Genomic DNA, 22,461 nt, shown 5'->3' on the forward strand with positions numbered 1-22,461 from the left:
AAACAGAATTACAATATGGTGAATCTCTTCAGCATTTATTCCCCTCTGTAGTATTAGACAATAGTACTGAATTCACTTTTAGGGAGGGGTACAAAGATTGGAAAGGGCTTTAACACGACAAGAAATAACTACTCTTTCGACTTTTCATATCTCCGCATAGGCATTGCATCTATCAAGTTATAGAGCTTTTCCAGGGTCAATATTGATTTTGAAGCATACTTTTCCCCTCCATCTTTTCCTGTAAGCGTTATTTTGAAGTATTCGCCCCCAAAGTGTTCCTTTACGATCAGATCTCTTTCCTTCATTCCTTTCGGGTCTGCAGCCAGCAGCCTGATTTGCTCCTTGTAGTATTTATCCGTCTTGTCTTTGGCATAGATCTCCAATACGCGCTTTTCAGATGAAATTTGAATAACCGACAATAGAATAACAAGTATCATTTTCATAACCATTTTCTAGATAATGTTTAAACAACGCACATCTCTAAATGTTGACCTCTTAACGTTTAATTATCCCTTCTGGATTTACTGTTACATCAAACGGTTTCAAATAAGCATTAAATAGCACGCAAAACTCCCTCCGTGTAACAGGCCGTTCTAAATCAAACTTTCCGGGAAGTTTTAAAGACGCCTTCCAGCCCTTCTCTACTTCTTTGTTTAACTCAGCTCCACGTTGAGCCGAAAATTTTATCAAGCTCAACACCTGGTCAAGGGAAAGTTTATCTGCCTTATTATCCAGAAACCAGATCTGACTCCTCGAATAGTATTGTTTAACAGGCAGACGAATCTCTTCGGATGATACCGTTGAATCAGGCACCAGTAAAAATTTTCCATTTTTAACTTTTCCTTTAATTATTCCGGTAAGTGCTAATTGCTGAAAAGCCAGACTACTTGAATCCGATGCAGCAACATCATCAAAAGAAATTAGTCGTAAACGATAAGTCAACAATTCATTCTGGATCAGACGAATATTCAAATGTTCTGTATTTGTATCAAAGAAAGCAGCATAAGAAGCAATTGAACCTGCCGCTTGTCCACTAGCAAAAGTTAACTTACCTGGATCCGGACCAGCGAAAACCACATTTTTAGAAGAGGACAAGAACGATTTTAATGGAAGCGTAGATGGAAAAACTTGGCGCTGACTTAATGCAACTATTCCTGTACGGTACACCTGATTAGCATAGGATACAGAATCAGCCAATTTTGAAGGTGTATCCTTTAATGCTGCCAGACGTACAACCCGTCTGTCGCTACTTGCATCCACCAGCAGATCGGTTTTAATCACGCTTTTAGCAAGGATGATTTCCCAACCTTTACCTGATTTTTTCAAACTTATAACTGGCGAATTTCTTAAAATCGTTAAGTTTTTTATAGTATCTGTCCAGCTCTTAAAAATTGATCCTGCATAACCTGCTGATATAGGCTGTGTCCCTTTCAGAGGATATTTTTGTAACTTTTCAACCGTATTCAAGAAATCCTGAAGGACCCCTGAAGCATGATCTCGCTCTTCCTGTGGAATGTTCACCGTGTTTATGGGACCGTCATCAAGCAAAATAGTCTTTACACCGGAATGAGCAGATTGTATAGCAGCAGCTAGTCCTGCTGGCGAAGCAGTCATTACAACCACACCTGATTTATACGTTTGAGCGTAGCCAGATGTAAAAAGCAGAAACAATGAAATCAAAAGAGCACCTGGTTTAGTCAATATGAAAGATTTATACATGAAAAAAAATTTATTTATTAACGTAATATATGACCAATAATTTTATCAGATCCACAGTGACCATGTGAAAATGGCTCTTGGTCTATAAGACCCCTATTGATTTAGTTTAATACTGGTAAACTTAATGACAAATATCCATAACAAGATTGTACATTACTAAAGTAGCTCAGGTTTATTTGAAGCTGTCCTTTATAATCCTATTTTTGTAAAAATCAATTTTTTAGATGGACCTGATCATACATGACGACAAGACTTTCGAAAGCATCACCTATGCCGGCAAAGTTATCAGTGGAAGGGAATTCCAAAACTGCACATTTAAAAATTGCGACTTTTCCAATAGTGAATTTTCACATAGTAAGTTTCTGGATTGCACTTTCGATGGATGCAATCTATCGATGATGAAGTTCCATGGCACTACTTTAAATAATGCAATCTTCAGAGGCTGTAAAGTTCTGGGAGTTAATTTTAATGAATGTCAGGACTTTCTATTTGGCGTCTCCTTTGATTCCTGCATGGCTGATTATAGTTCCTTTTATGGAAAAAAGATGTCTAAAACACAGTTCATAAGAACGACCCTGAAGGACGTAAATTTTAACCGGACAAACTTGTCAAATGCCCTATTTGATCAGACCGATTTGTCGGGCGCAGTATTCGATGAAACTAATCTTACATCTGCTAACCTGGTCACTGCTTTTAATTTTTCAATTGACCCGGAACTGAATACAATTAAAAGAGCCAGTTTTTCTACAAGCGGACTAGCCGGGTTACTCTCAAAATATAATATAAAAACAGTATAATACACAGCAAAAAAAAACTCCCTTTATCATCAACCAAGATGGCAAAGGGAGTAATTGTACTAAAATCAGGTAATTAATATCTGATATCAAAAAAAATTATTATTGAGCACTCTGACGAGCTTCATTTTTCAATTGATCATTTGCAACAATCACGATTTCAACTCTTCTGTTTTGAGCACGTCCGGTTTCTGTAGTATTATCAGCAATAGGTTCTGCTTTACCTTTTCCTGAAATAGTAATCCGGGAAGCACTGATTCCATTAGAAATGGCAAGAGATTTTACAGACTGTGCACGTCTTTCCGAAAGGCTGTTATTATACGAATCTGATCCAACGTTATCGGTATGACCAATTACCATAATATTTGTCTCCGGATTGTTTTGCATAGTAGAAGCCAGACTGGCCACATTTGTTACACCTGCACTTTTTAAGTCAGATTTATTAAAGTCGAATAAAATTCCATCATTGAATTTTACAATCAGACCTTCACCTGTTTTTATAACTTCTGCACCAGGAACTTTTTGTTCGATCTCAGCTGCCTGACGATCCATCTTTCTACCGATAAATGCACCTGCTGTACCACCAATAGCACCACCTATAATTGCACCTACTGCTGTATTTCCAGCTTTTTTACCTATGATAGCACCTAATGTACCACCAGCTCCTGCACCTATAGCAGTTCCCTTTTGCGTTTGCGTCAACTGACTACATCCGGATATTAAAAAAGAAGCTGAAGCAATCATTACTGTATAAGTAGCTAACTTAATGTTCATCATTTTCATTTTATATGTGTTTAAATAACAAATTCAATTATAATGCCAAATTGCTTTTTTGAGATAAAATTTTTCACACTTGTGTAAAGCATCGTTTAAGTGGTTTAAATAGTTTTCAAAATTAGAAGTTTTTGATTTATTTTGAAATAAAAAGCAAACTGACTTGTTTTTAGGTCAACTCTTAAGCCAAAATAAACGTTTCAGAAGAGTTCATGACGCTAAATGTGCTAACACATCATATGCATTTGTCTTACCTTTGCTTTCATTTAACCTGATAAGTATGTTTGTTTCTTCCCAACTATTAAATGCTTTACTTCAAATCACGCTTATTTTACCCTTGTTATTTTTTGGAAAAGGCAGGTTTAATAAAGATGAATACCGTTTGCTCGGAATTTTTGTAGTCATGTTTGTATTATGGTCAGTCATTACAAACGGATTAGGAGGAGTAGTTGTTGGTAATGGACAGAGCTGGAATTGGGTTGGAAAAGTAAGTGGATTGTTGTTGGGTGTCTTTTTTGTTTACAGAAATAAGCTTATTACACACAACGAAATAGGCTGGAAGTTAAATTTCAATCCAGGTTCCGTTAAGCCGGTGCTATTTACTCTCATTTTAATTCTTCTTGCACGCTCCATTTTTTATATCACATTTGAACATCAGGTAAAGACCTTTGATCTGGAAACGCTTATTTTCCAGGGAACATTGGCCGGCTTATGTGATGAATTACTATTTCGGGGAATTCTCCTGGCTTTGTTAAACCGGGTATTTACTGCAAAAGAGAATGTCTTTGGCTTTACACTGAGTTATGGGATTTTAATCAGCTCTATTCTATATGGTTTGAGTCAGGGTTTCCTGCTTCGCGAAGGCTTCCATCTTCAGATCAATCTCATCCGAATACTAATAGGCTTCTTTCTTGGATTGATTGCCGCGGTTCTTAAAGAACGTTCCGGCAGTTTATTGCCTGCTGTACTATTTCATAATATATGGGCACTCATTGCAAATCATTAAAATGGCGCTTTAAAATTAGATGAATAGCAAATAAACGGAACTGCTATTATGATAAGGGCATTTCCATAGCCCTGCTTTATCTTCTTCTTTCATTAAAGTCATAGAGGCCACCATATCACTAGCGTATAAAAGAGCCGTTTCCTTACCGGCCAATTTCCCTGTATTGGTTAATTTTACCGTTACCGTTAAGGCACCATTTGCATCAAGTGTAGTAGCACTGGACTTCAAATCAGAATAGGCAAATGTGGTATAACTCAAACCGTAACCGAACTCCCATTGGCGGTTATACCCTGCAGCAGGATCAAATTCCATGGATTCGGTAAATTTATGGTAGTAGTTAGTCAGCTGTTTGTATGCCTTGGGTAGGTATACGGTAGCTTTCCACTTGGATTAATCTTACCTGACAGTACTTCAGAAGCTTGTGCTTTCGCATTTGCATAATCTTTCTTAAGAATGCGTTTATAGAGAAAATTATAAGTTATAGAGAAAATTTGTGACAATAGATGTACTATTCATTGATCCACTTGAAATTCATTTCCTTATTTCATGACCGAAAAATAAGATTCCAATTCTTCCAGCGTATTCACATCCGTCTGAATATCCTTTATGATCAGTCCTTTTTCCATCAGTAATATCCGCTTGCACACATCGGTTACATGGTTTAAATCATGACTGGAGACAATTGAAGTAATTTGGCCTTCAAATGCAACCTGCTTCAGCATATTTTTTAGTCGAAATTGTGTACTTGGATCAATATTAGCAAAAGGCTCATCCAGCATAATGATTTCAGGATTCTGCATCAGGCAGGCAACTACACCAACCTTACACTGGTTTCCTTTCGAAAGATCCCGGATATACTTTTTCTTCCCGAGGATCTCCCCATTAAAGAAATCGGTATACGTTTCCAGTTTAACATCTATATCAGTACGCGAGACCTGATACAAAGAGCCTATATAATAAAAATACTCTTCCGGAGTCAGGTATTCAATCAGGAACCCTTCATCCAGGTAAGAGCCTGTATAGTCCTTCCAGGTATCTGTATCAGAAACATTAAACCCCTTGGAAAGTACTTCACCGCTATCCTTACGGATCAGGTCAAGGATAATCCTGAACAAAGTAGTTTTACCAGCACCATTATTTCCTACAAGGCCAATCGATTCACCCTTATTAATCTGCAGGGAAGGAATATCAACTACAGTTATCCCGTTATATGTCTTTTTTAAATCTTTTATCTCGATCATCATGATTATTCGTTTCTAAAACCTTCTGCAATCAGGTAACGCTTTTCACTAAACTCTTTAACCAGCAAGTTGAGCCAGAAGTTCCTGGTTATCATACCGGCCAAACCAATAAATCCAATACATAATATACCGGCCATAGGTTGCCCCAAAAGGCCAAATGGAGCGTATACAACAAATGGAAGTGTAAATAAAGGAATACTTAAGATCCACTGCGAAGCACCTACCCCTTCCCAGTTAAATGATGCGCCTTTTGTTAAGTCAATCCGCCTATAATTGCGGGTAGCAAAGTATAATACAATCGTAGTATTTACACCTAGATTCCATAAAACCATGACGGACTGCACTAATAATACCTTCCAGCCAAAGTATACATAGGGTATAGTGAGGATATAGGTAATGGAAGAAAATGTATAAAACAGGATCAGTTTAGACTTGAAGAAATCCAAAGCCTTTATTTTATGCGCCATAATACCATCAAAATGACTGGCCTGCCAGCTAAACATAAACTGCCCATAATTGATGATAAAGATCCCGGTCATGAACATGGCGGCGAAGATCTTCCATCCAAAACTGGCAGCATATACCGGGTTCGTGTAAAACAACAAACCATAAAACATCATGATGCCGCAGATTTTAAGGGAAGATGAAGGTCTTTTATTTCGAAGTATTAATTTAAGTTCTGTTGCGGCCAGTTCTCCAGCAATGCCAAATCTATTGAAGAACGAAATATCCGTACTTGTTTTTTCTCCTGAATGATCTGAGCGCAGTTCATCCAGATACAGGTTATTCTTCAGAAATTTATAGTTAATAAAAAATATGACTATCGCCATAAATAAAGGAATGATAGCCAATACCGGCTGCTGATATAAATGATTAAAAAGCAATTTGGATACATAGGAAATGGAGATCACATGCCAGTGAAAATCAAGCAATCCCAAACCTGCCACCACTCCAACAAAGGCTAACAAAAACCAGCTGTTCAGGTTCACCTTCCTTTTAAACCAAAGACTAAAGAAATGATTAAATAACGTTAAGCCTATAATTGCCAGAAGATAGCCCCAAAAGATCCCTACACCATGATAAGGCAAAACCTGTTTAAATAGGAATGGAAGGGTAAGCATAACGGGAGCCAGATTGAATCCTGTCCAAAGTGAGCTAATACTTAAATAGTTCACAATCTGATTACGGGTTACCCGCAAGGTAAGGTAAGGCCTGACACTTAAGGTAGGCAGTTCCTGCAATTGGAAACGCATCAGCAGATCAAAGAGAAAGTAATACAATATAACGCCATTAAAGGCATCGACTATGCGCTCTAAGGGGAAGAGCTCATCTAAAATTTCATCTAGAAAATACGCGACAACTAATACATTAGCAAATAGATACAGCAGTAGAAAAGCCATCACAACTCGTACTGCTATACTTTTACCTGTATTTTTAGACCGCCAGAATGCTTTCCACTGGTGCTGCAAAAAGGATAAGATCATGCATCCAAGGTAAAAATATCTTTTTAATATTTATACTTATTTTTCCACAAGGATCGGAGTTTTTCACGCAGTTTTTGCTCACTTGCATTATCACCCGGATCGTACAGTTTGGTACCACTTAAAGGTGCCGGAAAATACTCCTGCTCTTTAAAGTTGTTCTCGTACGAATGGGCATATTTATAATCTTTTCCATAACCAATGTTTTTCATCAGCTTGGTAGGAGCATTCCGGATATGAAGGGGAACAGGCAGATCGCCAGTGCTGCTCACCAGCTCTTGTGCCATTCCAATGGCCATATAACTGGCATTGCTCTTTGCAGAGGAAGCCAGGTAGGTAACCGTTTGCGATAGAATAATTCGCGATTCAGGCCATCCTATTACATTCACGGCCTGGAAACAGGTATTGGCCAACAGCAAGGCATTCGGATTCGCATTGCCAATATCTTCGGAAGCAAGGATCAGTAAACGACGTGCAATAAAGGAAGGATCTTCTCCCCCGGCAATCATACGTGCTAACCAGTAAACGGCTGCATTGGGATCGCTGCCTCGTATGGACTTGATAAAAGCGGATATAATATCATAATGATTCTCCCCTGCTTTATCATACATCGCCATGTTCTGCTGCACATGAGCCAATACAATCTCATTCGTAATCTCTACTTCGTCTTTTCCACTAGCATTGACTACCAGCTCCAGCACATTCAGCAAACGCCTTGCATCTCCCCCTGAAAGGCGCATCAGGGCTTCGTGCTCCTTAACAAGAATCTTCTTTTTGGAAAGATACTGATCCTGCGTAATCGCCCTATTGATCAGTTCAAGCAGGTCTTCTTCCGTCAGGTTCTTAAGAATATAAACCTGGCTCCTTGATAAAAGGGCAGATATCACCTCAAAGGATGGATTTTCTGTGGTCGCACCTATTAAAGTAACCAGTCCCCTTTCTACCGCCCCAAGCAAAGAATCTTGCTGCGACTTAGAGAACCTGTGAATTTCATCAATAAACAACACCGGAAGGTTATCTTCCGTTTCTTTGAGCTTAGCCGCCTTTTCTATGACTTCACGGACATCTTTCACTCCAGAATTGATGGCGCTCAGACTAAAAAAAGGCCTGCTCAATCGTTGTGATATAATGTAAGCCAGCGTAGTTTTACCCACACCGGGAGGCCCCCATAAGATCATAGAGGGAAGGTTTCCACTCTCAATAGCCTTGCGCAGCACCGCATTCGGTCCAACCAAATGCTGCTGTCCGGAGTAATCATCCAGCGTTGCCGGACGCATACGCTCTGCTAATGGAGGTATTGTAGCCATTTATCCCTTCTTAACTTCCTTTGCCCAGGTATCTTTTAATGTTACGGTACGATTGAAAACAAGATTTCCTTCTACGGAATCTTTATCTAAGGTATAATATCCTTTACGTATAAACTGATATCCACGACCCATTTCTGCATGTGCCATATCAGGCTCCATATATACTGCAGGCATCACCTGTAAACTTGCCTGATTGATAATTTCTAAAAAATCCTTTCCATTGGACATCGGATCCTCATCATTAAAAAGCCGGTCATATAACCTAACCTCAGCTTTTGAAGCATGAGGAACACTCACCCAGTGGATGGTTCCCTTTACCTTAATAGCTGATGTATCATGACCTGATTTAGATTCAGGGATATAAGAACAATGAACCTCGGTTACATTGCCTTGTTCGTCCTTTACAAAATCGTCGCATTTTATGATATAAGCACTTTTTAACCTGACCATTAAACCTGGGCCTAGTCTAAAATACTTTTTAGAGGGGATTTCCATAAAGTCATCCCGCTCAATCCACAACTCGCGACTGAAAGGAATTTCCCTTGAGCCATCTCCACCTTCTACTTCCGGATTGTTTTCGCCTTCAAAGATCTCTTCCTGTCCTTCCGGATAATTAGTAATCACCAGCTTAAGAGGATCAAGCACTGCCATCCGTCTCCAGGCAGATTTATTTAAATCTTCCCTGACACAGAATTCTAGCAGACTAACATCAATTACATTCTCTCTTTTGGCTACACCAATGCGGTCGCAAAACTCCAGAATAGAGTCACGTGTATAACCTCTGCGGCGCATACCACTAATGGTAGGCATCCGTGGATCATCCCAGCCATTTACAAATCCTTCATTTACTAATTGTAGTAAACGGCGCTTGCTCATCACGGTATAGGTCATATTTAACCGCGCAAACTCATATTGTTTGGTAGGAAATATTTCCAGTTCATCTATAAACCAGTCATATAAAGGACGATGGGGTATAAATTCGAGTGTACAAATAGAATGGGTGATCTTTTCAATGGAATCTGACTGACCATGTGCGAAATCATACATCGGGTAAATGCACCAGGCATCTCCTGTACGATGATGATTTACATGACGGATCCTATACATGATAGGATCACGCAGATGCATATTTGGTGATGCAAGATCTATTTTCGCACGTAATACACGCTCACCATCTTTATATTTACCTTCCTTCATTTCAGAAAATAAAAGAAGATTTTCTGAAATGCTGCGACTTCTGTATTCATTGGCAACACCAGCTTCTGTAGGCGTACCTTTTTGCAAAGCTATTTCATCGGGGGTACTATCGTCTACGTAAGCAAGTCCTTTTTCAATAAGCTTTACCGCGAAAGAATAGATCTGATCAAAATAATCAGAAGCATATAACTCCTGATCCCATTCAAATCCTAGCCATCTGACATCTTCCTTGATACTTTCTACATATTCCGTATCTTCCTTCTCCGGATTAGTATCATCAAATCGAAGATTGGTTTTGCCGTTATATTTACGGGCAAGTCCAAAATTCAGACAGATTGATTTAGCATGACCGATATGCAGGTAGCCATTCGGTTCAGGAGGGAAACGAGTTTGCACACGTCCATCGTTTTTCCCATTCCTTATATCTTCTTCTATTATTTCTTCTATAAAATTCAGTGACCGTTCTTCGCTCATATATGCCTTAAAAAGGCTACAAAAGTACTAAACATTTAAGCTTTAGCGATTAGAATTCTTCTATTAATAGAGAATTAGGTTTAGCATCAAAATTTCAGGCGTATAAGTTACGATACAATCACGTTCGCTTAAGCTAGAAACCGTCTCGAAGGCAGCTGGCTTGGTGGTTCGATATATAGCGCTTGCTTGTTCGTTGCAGCTTCGCTGTTGTTCTGTGTTTAGTCGAAGAACCAGCGAAGAAAGAAGGAGCATAACATGGAAAAACAGCCTTGTACTAATGCACTCAGTACCTGGTTGAGTTCAATATGCTGTAACAAAGATTAAAAATAATTATATAACGGAGTGTGATTATGGTTAATATTAATTATAAAACGGTGTCTACCATCGAAACTGTGGCAAAATTGGTTAATCTTTACATTAGTTGTAGAAATAATTTCCCATATTAAATATATAATTTATCTTTATTTCCGTTTGTGGAATTTATTATGAAAAGGATTTTAATAGTTGATGATGAAGTAAATATTGGCCTTTTATTATCGAAGTTCCTTACAAGGAACGGATTTGAGGTAAATACAGCGTTAAGTGGGGCTTCAGCTATGGAATTACTTTCCAAAGAAACCTATCATTTGGTATTATGCGATTTCCGCCTTGAGGATACAGATGGAAGGGAAATTTTAAAGAAAATAAAAACGCTTTATCCAGGTACAGGAGTAATTATTATAACGGGCTATTCAGATATTAAACTCGCCGTTGAATTAATAAAAATGGGAGCTTATGATTACATCACGAAACCATTGTATCCCGATGAAATTTTAAATACAATCAATAAAGCTTTTGAAACACAAGTCGCTTTATCAACTCCGAGAACAAATATAAATCCCGATTTTAATCAGAGTGAAAGAAGCAACAAGACAGGAGATTATCCCGAACAATATGTTATAGGCGAGAGCACTGCTTCTAAAGAATTACTCAAGCAAATTGAATTAATCTCTCCAACAAACTACAGCGTTATTTTAACAGGAGAAAGCGGAACAGGAAAGGAATCTATTGCTCATGCGATCCATTTAAAAAGCAATCGAAGAGATAAGCCCTTTATCGCTATGGATTGCGGTTCACTTACTAAAGAATTGGCTGGAAGTGAGTTCTTTGGACATGAGAAGGGTTCATTTACAGGAGCGCTGTACACTAAGATTGGTCATTTCGAACTGGCCAACGGAGGAACTCTTTTTCTGGATGAAGTAGGAAATCTATCTTACGAGATTCAAGCGGCCCTTTTGCGTACCGTGCAGGAAAGAAAAGTTAAACGAATTGGTGGCAATAAAGAGATTGATCTTGACGTACGTCTTATCGTTGCGACCAATGAAAATCTTCAGGAGGCCATTCAAAAAGGCCGTTTTAGAGAAGATCTTTACCATCGTTTTAATGAATTTAATATCCTTCTTCCCCCGCTTAGAAATAGAGAAGGCGACATTATGATTTTTTCTCAAAACTTTTTAAAGTTTACCAATATAGAGCTGAATAAAAACGTAGAAGGGTTCTCAGATGAAGTTATAGAATGCCTGATGACCTACAACTGGCCAGGAAACGTGCGTGAACTAAAGAATGTGATTCGAAGAGCTACACTATTATCTGAGTCCAGTAAAATTCAACTGAAGTCTATCCCTCTGGAGATATCAACTTTTGCAAAAGTAACAGCAATTGAAACAGCTGTAGACAGTATTCATTTACGTGACCATAAACGCGGACTGAAGGATGCTGCACTTGAAGCTGAATATGAGACTATATTACGGGTCCTTAAAGAAGTAAATTTTAATAAAACTAAGGCTGCACAGCTACTAAATATAGACAGGAAGACGCTATACAATAAGATGAAAGCCATTAATCTGGAATAAATTCAGCTTATTATGCATCCCTGTTTATTTGCCTATTTCTATTTCTTAACTGAACTTTCCGAAACTTTCTCTTTCCTGTTATACAAGTTATCTATTTTTATGCAGATCCCTACTTATCGGATTCTTTAACAGCTTGGTTAATCAATGCTTAATGGCATTAAATTTGACTACAATTATGAAAGTATGTTTCATAATTTATATTCAAAAGAGCTATTAGCAGGAATTAGTTTAAATGGCTTAAAATCTAAATGGGAACTTATCATTTCAAAATCACTTTCTTTCGTTAAATAATACAAGATGCAAACCATTAAAATATTGTTTGTCGATAACAATGAAGATGATTATAATCTTGTTCGTGATTATTTAACTTTCGGAATTAGCCAAAATTTTTATGAGCTGACCTGGTGCAATAATTACAAAGAGGCTATTAATGCCATGTTAAAGTCTTTCTATGACCTTTATCTGATTGATTACAATCTGGATAACAACACTGGCCTTGAACTTTTAAAGGAAGCATTAAAATCAAATTGCAATGAACCTGTCATTATGCTAACCTCTCAGGAAAATAAAAAAATCGACGAACAGGCTTTAAAAAATGGTGCTGCGAACTACCTGATCAAACAACAACTAACGACTGTAGCCCTGGAACGGGCAATTTCTTATGCAACGCAACAATCGCAAAACTTAGGGAAGTTAAAGCAAAGTGAACATACATTTCGAAAACTATTTGAACGCTCTAAAGAATCCATACTGATAACGGATAATAATGGGCGTGTGTATGGGGCCAACTATTCAGCAATAACCCTGTTGGGTATAGCGGAAAACAATCTGTATACTATTAATTTTGATACCTTTTTCCAGGATCAGTATTCCTACATGAAGTTAATGGAAGCAATAGAAGAACAAGGCGCGGCAAATAATATGATCATTAATTTTGTCACACTTCTGGGAGAGATAAAAAAATGCAGAGTAAGCGCATTTTCAGAGATTCCTCAACATGGCGAAATCGTGCTTCATTACGTATTTTTAAACGAGATTTTATCAAATGCTGAAAACTCGCTGACCGTTAATCCCTAAAAAAAACGTAAATCCTCTTCTTTCTTCGCTATTAATTGATACCTTGTCCAACAGGCATAATGGTATTATAATACCTCCCTAAAGAAAATTAAATCAAAACAGTTATTAGCTTTCATTGTATTTATAAAAGTTAATTAAATTACCATCAAAACTTAAACTTTGAAGCCATGAACGATAATTCAAAAGTATTAGTAGCATTATTAGCAGGAATAGCAGCAGGCGCAGCACTAGGAATTCTTTTTGCTCCAGAAAAAGGAACAGAAACACGGGACAAGTTAAATGATGCTTTAAAAAATCTTGGTGATACGATAAAAGATCGTGCTGCTGAAGAAATCGATAATCTTGCCTCTCTTAAAGATAAAATAGTTGATAACATAAAAAGTACACTGGGAACGTTAGAGGATGATATTGATGAAGTAAAGGATCCGCAATCAGAGCCCGCTTAGGAGTTTGCTTATTAGAATTTGTTCATTTATTATACGCTTATGCCCGAATCTCATGATCAGAAACAAAGTGAAGACTTTGTTTCTTTAATAAAAGAATACATCGCTACTAAAGTAGAACTTACCAGGCTAACCGCTATTGACAAACTTACTGTTTTAATAGCGAGTTTAATAACTGATGCCTTCATAGTAATTGCTATGTTATTGACCTTTCTTTTTGCGTCTCTAACACTTGCTCTTTTTATAGGTGAGCTATTAAATTCGTATGCAGCTGGTTTTGGAATCATTGCACTTCTTTATCTTGCAATAGCTTTAATTGCCAACTCTACTAAAGAAAAATATATCACTAAATTCCTTCAGGATTTTATGGTCAGAAAAATATTTAATAAAAAGGGGAAATAATGGAAAAGAGCTTTACTAGTCTGGCAGAGTTACAGACAGAGATTCAACTCCTTAAGGTTAAAAACTTTCAACAAGAAGAGGTTATTAAAGAAAGGTTACATAGTCCTTCTGCTATATTTCACACCATAACCAGCTTATTTAAAAGCGGGAGCAGTAACAATCAATCACTTACAAAAACGCTGTTAAACCAGGACTTGTTTACCAATTTAGCGCGTGTAGGGATTCCTTTAGTAATGAATGGATTCCTTTTTAAAAAATCAGGATTTGTAGCTAAGATGTTAATTACATTTTTGTCGCAAAAGGCTGCTAAGCAGGTTACTTCGAATACAGTAACGGGTATTGTGGATAAATTTCAGGGAATACTTAAAAAGTTTATCCCTATTACTAAGAAAAAAGCAGCTCCCCGTGATTATGGAATACCTCCCGACAGTGAAAGTTATTAGGTTATAAAAAAAAGCATCTACGATTAGCAGATGCTTTTTTATTATGTATTGAGTTTGATTTTCGAATATTAGAGACTAAACATCTTTTTGATGTGTTTTGATACATAAACACCAACTCCAACGAAACCCATTAGAGCAATAACATCAAAATAAATTTCATTATCTCTATTCTGAGGTAAATGACCAAATGAACAGATGAATACAAAAAGTGCAGAGCTTAAGAATAAAATAATTATAATTTTCATAAGTCAGTTGTCGTTGAGGAATTAATATAAGGTTAATCAATCTGAAATAATTTACATTCAATAGAAATATAAATTATTTTTAGAGAGAAAGACTTTTTTAATTATGTCTTCATCGTAAACTATTAAGCAAATTTTATTCCATAAGGGAATATTTCTTATAATCGCTTTGATTGGAGCACTCAGGCAGGCAGAATTTAATAAAGTTTAATTTATATGGGGATTTTTTACTATTTGTTTCCCCAATTGGGCAATTCCTTCCCAATAAATAAAACTCTATTTTTGCACCGAATTTAAATCAATGGGCAAAGATAAATTAAGACGATTCGCTGAGATAGAAACTTTCGCGAACGTAATGCAATTAGATGAAGGAAAACCGTTTAAGGGAAACTGGAGCAAAGATCATTTCAAAAATGATAAACCACTTATTTTAGAACTTGCATGTGGTAAAGGTGAATATACTGTGAGCCTTGCAAAGCTATTCCCCGACCATAACTTTATTGGGATAGACTACAAAGGCAATCGCATTTGGAGAGGCGCTAAAACCGCAATAGAAGAAAACATCAGCAACGTAGCTTTCCTGCGTATTCAGATAGAAAATATCCTGGATTATTTTGATGAAGGTGAAATATCTCAAATATGGATCACCTTTCCAGACCCACAACCACAGCTTAGCAGGGAGAAAAAAAGACTTACCTCCACTCGTTTTCTTAATAAATATAAAATCATTTTTAATCCTGAAGGGATTCTACACTTGAAGACCGATAGCGATGCTTTCCATGAGTTTACACTCAAGATGATCGGGGAACACGACATGAATTTACTGAAGCGCACGGAAGATCTATATAACTCTGACCTGGTAACAGAAGTTCTCTCCATTAAGACCTATTATGAAAAAAAATATCTGGCTAATGATAAAAATATCAATTATTTAAGCTTTAGCTTTAAGTAATGGACCAGATCAGCTTTTTCGACAAGGTATATGAAGTAGTCAGGCAAATTCCTTATGGAAGAGTATCCACTTATGGCGCAATAGCTGAAAGTCTTGGAACAAAAGGCTCCTCCCGTATGGTTGGCTACGCAATGAATGCCTCCGGAACAGCCAATCCTCCAGTACCTGCCCATCGTGTAGTAAACAGACAAGGACTTTTAACAGGCAAGAAATCATTCGCTACCAATAGCCTTATGGAAGAAATGCTAAAAAGTGAAGGTGTCGAAGTGAAAGATGATCAGGTAGTTAACTTTAATGAATTATTCTGGAACCCCCTAAATCAATAAAGAATGGGAAAATTAGTAACCGAATTTAATGATTACCGCAGCCGGATGAATGACCGGGTAATGGAAACTGCAAATACAAATATTAAACGCTTTTTTGCTCTTGATACCACATCGTATGCAGAAGGTGCTTTAGATGTAAAAACGAAAGAGATGTTAGGCCTTGTGGCATCTATGGTTCTGCGCTGTGATGATTGTATCAAATACCATCTTGGCAAATGTTACGAAGCTGGCCTTAGTACGGCCGAATTGAATGAAGTTTTCATGATTGCAAATCTGGTTGGAGGTTCAATTGTAATACCACATTACCGCCGTGCAGTAGAATATTGGGATGAACTGAATGCATGATGGAAACACCTGAGGACCTAATTCGATGCAGCTGGTGTGGAAAAGACCCCTTATATATCGATTATCATGATAAAGAATGGGGGAAAGCGGTATCAGATGACCGTATACTTTTCGAATTCTTAATTCTTGAATCTGCACAAGCAGGCTTAAGCTGGATCACTATTCTCAAACGCCGTGAAAATTACAGGAATGCGTTTGCACAGTTTGATGTGGAAAAGGTGGCCAACTTTGATTCTTCAGACATTGAAAAGCTGATGCACAATGAAGGCATTATCCGCAACCGGCTAAAAATCACCTCTTCCATAAGTAATGCAAAACTGTTTATGCAGATTCAACAAGAATCAGGATCATTTTATGCGTACTTGTATTCCTTTATGCCCGCTAACCAAAGCATTCAAAATAAGTGGGAAACGCATTCCCAGGTACCCGCAAGTACAGAGTTATCTGATACTATTTCTAAGGATTTAAAGAAAAGAGGACTTAAATTCTTTGGAACAACTATTTGTTATGCTTTCATGCAGGCCACGGGCATGGTAAATGACCATATAGAATCTTGCTCTTTCCGTTAAATTGTAACAACAATCTATTGCGTAGTTTTTACATTTGTAAAGGGTGCCGCTATTGGATCGCAAAATAAATATGTTTTGCTGATTAATAATTAAGGCAACTTAAAAAATAAAAGGTATACATGAAAAAATTATTTCTATTAGATGGTATGGCTCTTATCTACAGAGCTCATTTTGCACTTAGCAAAAATCCCCGATTTACTTCCGATGGTGTAAACACTTCCGCTGTGATGGGATTTACCAATACATTACTGGAAATACTTAAAAAAGAAAGTCCTACACATATTGCAGTTGTATTTGACACCGAAGCGCCAACTGAAAGACATATTGAATTTACTGATTACAAAGCCCACAGACAGGCAATGCCTGAAGACCTATCAAAAGCTATCCCCTATGTATTTCGGGTTATTGAAGGTTTTGGAATTCCGGTAATCACATCTGATGGATATGAAGCAGATGATATCATTGGAACACTTGCTAAAAAAGCGGAGATAGCAGGTTATACGGTCTTTTGTATGACCCCTGATAAAGATTTTGCTCAGCTTGTATCTGAAAATATATTTGTCTATAAACCTTCCAGAATGGGCAACGATATGGAGATTATGGGTGTCCCTGAAGTATTGGCAAAATGGGAAATTGAGAATGTACTGCAGGTGATCGACATCTTAGGGATGTGGGGCGATGCGGTAGATAATATACCAGGGATTCCAGGGATAGGAGAAAAAACTGCCAAATTGTTGATTAAACAGTTTGGCTCCGTTGAAGGTGTAATTGCCAACAGTCATCTGCTGAAAGGCAAAATGAAAGAGAACGTGGAGAAATTTGCCGAACAAGGGCTTGTATCAAAAAAGCTGGCTACCATTTTACTGAATGCCCCGGTAGAATTGGATGAAGATGCCCTGCTCCTTTCGTCTCCCAGTAGAGAATTGCTTGAACCTTTATTTGCTGAACTTGAATTCCGAACAATAGGTCGCCGTGTTTTTACTGAACTGCTTCATGAAGAGATTCCACCAATCCTGGGTTATGGACAGCAGACCGATCTTTTTGGACAACCTGTAGCATTACCGGAGCTTAAAACGCTTATCGAAGAGCCTGAGCAGGATCCCCTGGTCATGAAAAATATTGAGAACACTCCTCACACTTATCATCTGGCTGACAGTCCTGAAACAATAACAGAGTTAATAAATATATTATCCTCTTCTGAATCTTTCTGTTTCGATAGTGAAACTACTTGTCTGGATGCTAATAATTGCCAAATTGTAGGACTCTCCTTCTCAATAAAAACTAATGAAGCATGGTACGTACCTGTTCCTGAAGATCAGGTATTGGCAGCGGCGTTGATCTCTCAGTTCAAACCTTTGTTTGAGAATGAAAATATAGAAAAGACCGGACAAAATTTAAAGTATGATATCCTGGTATTGAACTGGTATGACGTACATGTAAGGGGTAATTTATTTGACACGATGCTTGCGCATTATCTGTTAGATCCCGACACAAGGCATAATATGGATATCCTGTCCGAAAACTATCTTGGTTATAAACCCGTAGAAATTACCTCACTGATAGGGAGTAAAGGGAAAAATCAGGGAAACATGCGCGACGTAGAGATCGAGCTCATCAAGGAATATGCAGCAGAAGATGCCGATATTACTTTACAACTGAAAGGAGTATTTGAGCCAAAGCTTCACACGTCAAATGCCGATGCTTTATTCAGAAACGTAGAAACACCTTTAATTTATGTACTTGCCGACATGGAAAGAGAGGGTGTTAGGATTGATAAAGTTGCTCTTGCCGAATACTCTATTCAGCTTGAAACAGATATCCGCATTCTCGAAACGACTATTTATGAAAAGGCAGGCGTTCGGTTTAATATCGCATCGCCAAAACAGCTTGGTGAAGTGCTGTTTGACAAGTTACAGCTAGACCCTAAAGCAAAAAAGACAAAAACAGGGCAATATCAAACAGGAGAAGATGTGTTAAGCGCACTGTCTAATAAAAGTGATATCGCCAGGGATATCCTTGATATCAGACAATTGCAAAAACTTAAATCCACTTATGTGGACTCATTACCATTATTAATCAACCCCAAAACAGGACGCGTCCACACTTCCTATAACCAGGCAGTAGCCGCAACGGGACGATTAAGTTCAAATAATCCCAACTTGCAGAACATTCCCATCCGTACAGAACGCGGAAGAGAAGTACGTAAAGCATTTATCCCCAGGGATGAAAATCACATCCTGCTATCTGCAGATTATTCACAAATTGAATTGCGCTTGATTGCAGAAATAAGCAGGGATGAAAATATGATGGATGCTTTTGCTCAGGGATTAGATATTCACACTGCTACTGCTGCAAAAGTATATGGTATTGCGCTGGAAGAGGTTGATTCAAACAAGCGCCGCAATGCAAAAGCAGTAAACTTTGGTATTATTTACGGACAGTCTGCTTTTGGACTCTCCCAAAGTCTCAACATTCCAAGAAAGGAAGCTGCTGCTATTATTGAAGAATATTTCAATCAATACTCAGGCATCAAACAGTATATGAACGATACTATGAACTTTGCACGTGAGAATGGTTATGTGCAAACTTTAATGGGAAGAAGAAGATATTTAAGGGATATTAATTCAGCAAACGCTACAGTACGTGGCTTTGCCGAGCGGAATGCTATTAATGCACCCATTCAGGGTTCAGCTGCCGATCTTATTAAAGTCGCTATGATTCATATTCATCAGGATTTTCGCGATCAAAAACTAGAGTCAAAGATGACCATGCAGGTTCATGATGAGTTGGTTTTTGATGTTGTTATCCCTGAATTAGAACAAGTTAAAATGATCGTTGAAAACCGGATGAAGAATGCTATTAAAACCACTGTCCCTATTCTTGTAGAAATGGGATCGGGAACAAATTGGCTCAAAGCACATTAAAATTTTAATTCATCAAAATGTTTTTGTACAAGTAAAATAATCAATACATTTAACTCGTTAACCTTTCAATACGTAGGAATAAGCCATATTTATGTTGAATATGACCTTGTTTGTCAGGTTTACATTATCAAACTAAATAGTATAATTAAATCCTTATTTTACAATGGTTGTAATTCATTTGAGCGCAGAATGTTACCCCTTAGCTAAAGTGGGTGGATTGGGTGATGTAGTTGGTTCATTACCGAAATACCAGCAAGAACTGGGTATTACAGCACTTGTAGTAACTCCTTATTATGACAGGAAATTTACCAGGGAGAACGACTTTGAAATAGTTTATGAATCAGTAGTAAGAATGGGAGACAGGTATCTCCCTTTTCAGGTATTAAAAGAAACCACTAATAAGTTAGGCTTCTTCCTACATACGATTCGCATTCCAGGACTTCTTGACCGTTCTGAAATCTATTCATATCCAGATGAAACAGAACAATTTATTGCTTTCCAACTGGCCTTTCTGGAGTGGTTATTAACCTTTACCACTAAACCGGATATTATACACTGCCACGACAACCATACAGGTCTTGTTCCTTACCTGTTATCTCATGCTTACCGTTACCGATTCCTTTCCACTATACCTTCTATTCTGACCATACATAACGGACAGTATCAAGGCTGGTTTGGCTGGGATAAGTTTGATTACCTACCGGCAACAGACCCATGGACCAGAGGAATACTCGATTGGGGAGGTGCCATCAATCCATTGGCTGCAGCGGTTAAAGCATGCTGGAAATTTACTACGGTATCACCAAGCTATCTTGAAGAACTTAAAATCAATTCAAAAGGACTTGAGACTCTGTTTATTGCCGAACAAAGAAAAGGCACAGGAATTCTTAATGGAATAGATACTGAAGTATGGAACCCGGGCACTGACCCGTTGATACCACAAAACTATAATCTGGATAATGTAAGTAAAGGAAAGCAGGAAAATAAAAGGGCGCTCTGTAAGGAATTCGGTTTTACTTTATCGAAACCAATAGTCGCTTTTATTGGAAGACTGGTAGATGAAAAAGGCGCCGATCTGCTCGCTGCAGCAATAGAACAAATTTTAGACACATCAAAAGGAAAAGTAAGTATTCTTATTCTTGGATCAGGAGATCCGGTAATTGAAGAGCAATTAACGGTATTAAAAGAAAAATACAAAAAGGACTATGCTATTTTTATAGGATATGATGAAGCACTATCGCATCGCATTTATGCAGGTGCAGATTTTCTGCTTATGCCTTCACGTGTTGAACCATGCGGGCTGAATCAGCTGTATGCATTGAAATATGGAACAATGCCAATCGTCAGAAGTACAGGTGGACTAAAAGATTCAGTAATTGACATTTCAGAGCCTGAAGGTTACGGCATTTGCTTTGAAGATCTGGACACTGATAACATAACCGAATCAGTTAACCGTGCAATTGAATTATATTCAAACACAGGCGGCCTTCGCTTGTTACGTAAAAGAATGATGTTACTTGATTTTTCATGGAACCGTTCTGCAAGCCAATACATAGATCTTTATAACAGCCTTAAATAATACAGATATGTCTAAAGTTATTTCAGTAATCCTGGGAGGCGGACAAGGGTCCCGGCTTCATCCTCTTACTGCAACCCGTTCTAAACCAGCGGTTCCCATTGCAGGTAAATACCGCTTAGTTGATATTCCAATTTCCAACTGTTTTAACTCTGGAATCGACCGGATATTTGTCCTCACGCAATTCAATTCGGCATCTCTAAACCAGCACATCAAAAACACGTATCACTTCAATATTTTCAGCAGTGGTTTTGTTGATATACTTGCAGCGGAGCAAACCCCGGGTAATAGTGGTTGGTATCAGGGAACAGCAGATGCTGTAAGGCAATGTCTGCATCATATCGCTCCTTTTGAGTTCGAATATGTATTGATTCTCTCCGGAGATCAGTTATACCAGATGGATTTCAATGATATGCTTGAAAAACATACCGCCAATAAAGCAGATATCTCGGTAGCTACTATTCCTGTTAATGCCAAAGACGCTTCTTCATTCGGCATCATGAAGATTGATGAAAATTCGAACATTACTTCTTTTATCGAAAAACCTAAAACAGGATTAGAAGACTGGGCATCAGAAGTTGGCGACGAAATGGAAGCACAGGGCCGTCTGTACCAAGCCTCTATGGGAATTTATATCTTTAATAAAGATGTAATTTTTGATATCCTAACCAATGATCCACATACTGATTTTGGAAAAGAAATTATTCCTGAAGCCATCAATAAGAAAAAAGTAGTGAGTTATCAATATGATGGATATTGGACAGATATAGGTACAATTGCATCCTTCTTTGAAGCGAACATTGGCTTAACTGACGATATCCCTTCATTTAACCTATTCGATAAAAAAAGTATCTTTTCCAGAGCGCGTATGTTACCTCCATCCAAAATAATGGGTACCACAATGGAAAAAACTCTTGTTGCTGACGGTTGTATTATAGATGCCAGTCGCATTGAGCGGTCAGTTATCGGCATTAGAACGAGAATAGGAAGTGGAACGACCATAGAATCCACCTATGTGATGGGAAATGATTATTATCAAACACTGGATCAACTCGAAGAAGCCAAAGCTAGTTCTTCACCTATAATGGGAGTTGGGGAAAGATGTTGTATTAATAATGCCATCCTGGATAAAAATTGCCGCATTGGCAATGACGTCCGCATTAACGGAGGCCCTCATCTGGAAGATGGTGATTATGAAACCCATACCGTAAGGGACGGAATAGTAGTCATTAAAAAAGCAGCTATATTACCTAATGGAACTATAATAGCATAAACAT

General features: G+C 37.9%; 22 protein-coding genes. 14 read left to right on the forward strand and 8 right to left on the reverse strand.

Features of this window, described 5'->3' with window-relative positions:
• Nucleotides 1–128: 128 nt before the first annotated feature.
• Together ADIARSV_RS14425 and ADIARSV_RS14430 are read right to left on the reverse strand one after the other, a co-directional pair.
• A complete protein-coding gene (locus tag ADIARSV_RS14425; RefSeq protein ID WP_160166672.1) occupies nt 129–437 on the reverse strand; it encodes a DUF4174 domain-containing protein in 309 nt (102 codons plus the stop codon).
• A 58-nt stretch (nt 438–495) separates the two neighbouring features.
• Nucleotides 496–1,719, reverse strand: coding sequence for an FAD-dependent oxidoreductase (locus tag ADIARSV_RS14430; protein ID WP_040300194.1), 1,224 nt, complete (start codon nt 1,717–1,719; stop codon nt 496–498).
• A 224-nt stretch (nt 1,720–1,943) separates the two neighbouring features.
• Here ADIARSV_RS14430 and ADIARSV_RS14435 point away from each other — a divergent pair, with 224 nt between their 5' ends.
• Nucleotides 1,944–2,516: a pentapeptide repeat-containing protein gene (locus ADIARSV_RS14435; protein WP_016196319.1), complete on the forward strand. Its 573-nt coding sequence runs from the start codon at nt 1,944–1,946 to the stop codon at nt 2,514–2,516.
• Nucleotides 2,517–2,615: 99 nt separating this feature from the next.
• On the opposite strand, the gene ADIARSV_RS14440 is transcribed toward ADIARSV_RS14435, so the two are convergent.
• Nucleotides 2,616–3,290, reverse strand: coding sequence for an OmpA family protein (locus ADIARSV_RS14440; RefSeq protein ID WP_316929514.1), 675 nt, complete (start codon nt 3,288–3,290; stop codon nt 2,616–2,618).
• A gap of 277 nt (nt 3,291–3,567) precedes the next feature.
• Here ADIARSV_RS14440 and ADIARSV_RS14445 point away from each other — a divergent pair, with 277 nt between their 5' ends.
• Nucleotides 3,568–4,293: a CPBP family intramembrane glutamic endopeptidase gene (locus tag ADIARSV_RS14445; protein ID WP_016196321.1), complete on the forward strand. Its 726-nt coding sequence runs from the start codon at nt 3,568–3,570 to the stop codon at nt 4,291–4,293.
• Nucleotides 4,294–4,308: 15 nt separating this feature from the next.
• Here ADIARSV_RS14445 and ADIARSV_RS14450 read toward each other — a convergent pair whose 3' ends face one another.
• The 5 genes from ADIARSV_RS14450 to ADIARSV_RS21575 all read right to left on the reverse strand — a co-directional run bounded on the left by ADIARSV_RS14450 (nt 4,309) and on the right by ADIARSV_RS21575 (nt 9,993).
• On the reverse strand, nt 4,309–4,605 hold the full coding sequence (locus ADIARSV_RS14450; protein WP_016196322.1) for a hypothetical protein: 297 nt from the start codon (nt 4,603–4,605) through the stop codon (nt 4,309–4,311).
• Nucleotides 4,606–4,832: 227 nt separating this feature from the next.
• Nucleotides 4,833–5,537 carry an ABC transporter ATP-binding protein gene (locus tag ADIARSV_RS14455; protein ID WP_016196323.1) on the reverse strand — a complete coding sequence of 235 codons (705 nt, stop codon included), beginning with the start codon at nt 5,535–5,537 and terminating at the stop codon, nt 4,833–4,835.
• Between the two features lie 2 nt (nt 5,538–5,539).
• Nucleotides 5,540–7,018, reverse strand: coding sequence for a DUF5687 family protein (locus tag ADIARSV_RS14460; protein ID WP_016196324.1), 1,479 nt, complete (start codon nt 7,016–7,018; stop codon nt 5,540–5,542).
• Nucleotides 7,019–7,041: 23 nt separating this feature from the next.
• Nucleotides 7,042–8,322 (reverse strand): replication-associated recombination protein A, encoded by a 1,281-nt coding sequence (locus ADIARSV_RS21570; RefSeq protein ID WP_016196325.1) that lies wholly within the window; start codon nt 8,320–8,322, stop codon nt 7,042–7,044.
• Complete coding sequence (locus tag ADIARSV_RS21575) at nt 8,323–9,993, reverse strand: glutamine--tRNA ligase/YqeY domain fusion protein (RefSeq protein WP_016196326.1); 1,671 nt, start codon at nt 9,991–9,993, stop codon at nt 8,323–8,325.
• A 485-nt stretch (nt 9,994–10,478) separates the two neighbouring features.
• Here ADIARSV_RS21575 and ADIARSV_RS14475 point away from each other — a divergent pair, with 485 nt between their 5' ends.
• From ADIARSV_RS14475 to ADIARSV_RS14530, 12 genes are all read left to right on the forward strand, one after another.
• Nucleotides 10,479–11,885, forward strand: a complete 1,407-nt coding sequence (locus ADIARSV_RS14475) for a sigma-54-dependent transcriptional regulator (protein WP_040300196.1) — start codon at nt 10,479–10,481, stop codon at nt 11,883–11,885.
• Between the two features lie 297 nt (nt 11,886–12,182).
• Nucleotides 12,183–12,962, forward strand: a complete 780-nt coding sequence (locus tag ADIARSV_RS20730) for a response regulator (RefSeq protein WP_016196330.1) — start codon at nt 12,183–12,185, stop codon at nt 12,960–12,962.
• A gap of 167 nt (nt 12,963–13,129) precedes the next feature.
• The gene (locus ADIARSV_RS14485; RefSeq protein ID WP_016196331.1) at nt 13,130–13,408 is read left to right on the forward strand and encodes a YtxH domain-containing protein; all 279 of its coding nucleotides are present in this window, start codon (nt 13,130–13,132) and stop codon (nt 13,406–13,408) included.
• A gap of 39 nt (nt 13,409–13,447) precedes the next feature.
• Nucleotides 13,448–13,807, forward strand: a complete 360-nt coding sequence (locus tag ADIARSV_RS14490) for a hypothetical protein (protein WP_016196332.1) — start codon at nt 13,448–13,450, stop codon at nt 13,805–13,807.
• On the forward strand, nt 13,807–14,250 hold the full coding sequence (locus ADIARSV_RS20735; RefSeq protein WP_016196333.1) for a hypothetical protein: 444 nt from the start codon (nt 13,807–13,809) through the stop codon (nt 14,248–14,250). The genes ADIARSV_RS14490 and ADIARSV_RS20735 overlap by 1 nt, the downstream gene beginning before the upstream one ends.
• Before the next feature lie 543 nt (nt 14,251–14,793).
• The gene (gene trmB, locus ADIARSV_RS14500; RefSeq protein WP_016196335.1) at nt 14,794–15,444 is read left to right on the forward strand and encodes a tRNA (guanosine(46)-N7)-methyltransferase TrmB; all 651 of its coding nucleotides are present in this window, start codon (nt 14,794–14,796) and stop codon (nt 15,442–15,444) included.
• On the forward strand, nt 15,444–15,770 hold the full coding sequence (locus ADIARSV_RS14505) for an MGMT family protein (protein ID WP_016196336.1): 327 nt from the start codon (nt 15,444–15,446) through the stop codon (nt 15,768–15,770). Before trmB ends, ADIARSV_RS14505 begins: the two co-directional genes overlap by 1 nt.
• Before the next feature lie 3 nt (nt 15,771–15,773).
• On the forward strand, nt 15,774–16,115 hold the full coding sequence (locus tag ADIARSV_RS14510) for a carboxymuconolactone decarboxylase family protein (protein WP_016196337.1): 342 nt from the start codon (nt 15,774–15,776) through the stop codon (nt 16,113–16,115).
• Nucleotides 16,115–16,684 carry a DNA-3-methyladenine glycosylase I gene (locus ADIARSV_RS14515; RefSeq protein WP_016196338.1) on the forward strand — a complete coding sequence of 190 codons (570 nt, stop codon included), beginning with the start codon at nt 16,115–16,117 and terminating at the stop codon, nt 16,682–16,684. Before ADIARSV_RS14510 ends, ADIARSV_RS14515 begins: the two co-directional genes overlap by 1 nt.
• Before the next feature lie 119 nt (nt 16,685–16,803).
• Nucleotides 16,804–19,608 carry a DNA polymerase I gene (gene polA / locus ADIARSV_RS14520; protein ID WP_016196339.1) on the forward strand — a complete coding sequence of 935 codons (2,805 nt, stop codon included), beginning with the start codon at nt 16,804–16,806 and terminating at the stop codon, nt 19,606–19,608.
• Between the two features lie 163 nt (nt 19,609–19,771).
• Nucleotides 19,772–21,187 (forward strand): glycogen synthase, encoded by a 1,416-nt coding sequence (locus ADIARSV_RS14525; RefSeq protein WP_040300198.1) that lies wholly within the window; start codon nt 19,772–19,774, stop codon nt 21,185–21,187.
• 7 nt (nt 21,188–21,194) lie between these two features.
• Entirely contained in the window at nt 21,195–22,457 is a 1,263-nt protein-coding gene (locus tag ADIARSV_RS14530; protein WP_016196341.1) for a glucose-1-phosphate adenylyltransferase, read from the forward strand.
• Nucleotides 22,458–22,461: the final 4 nt, after the last annotated feature.

Origin of the sequence: Arcticibacter svalbardensis MN12-7, from assembly GCF_000403135.1 — a bacterium.
In the GTDB taxonomy this organism is placed as follows: domain Bacteria; phylum Bacteroidota; class Bacteroidia; order Sphingobacteriales; family Sphingobacteriaceae; genus Arcticibacter; species Arcticibacter svalbardensis.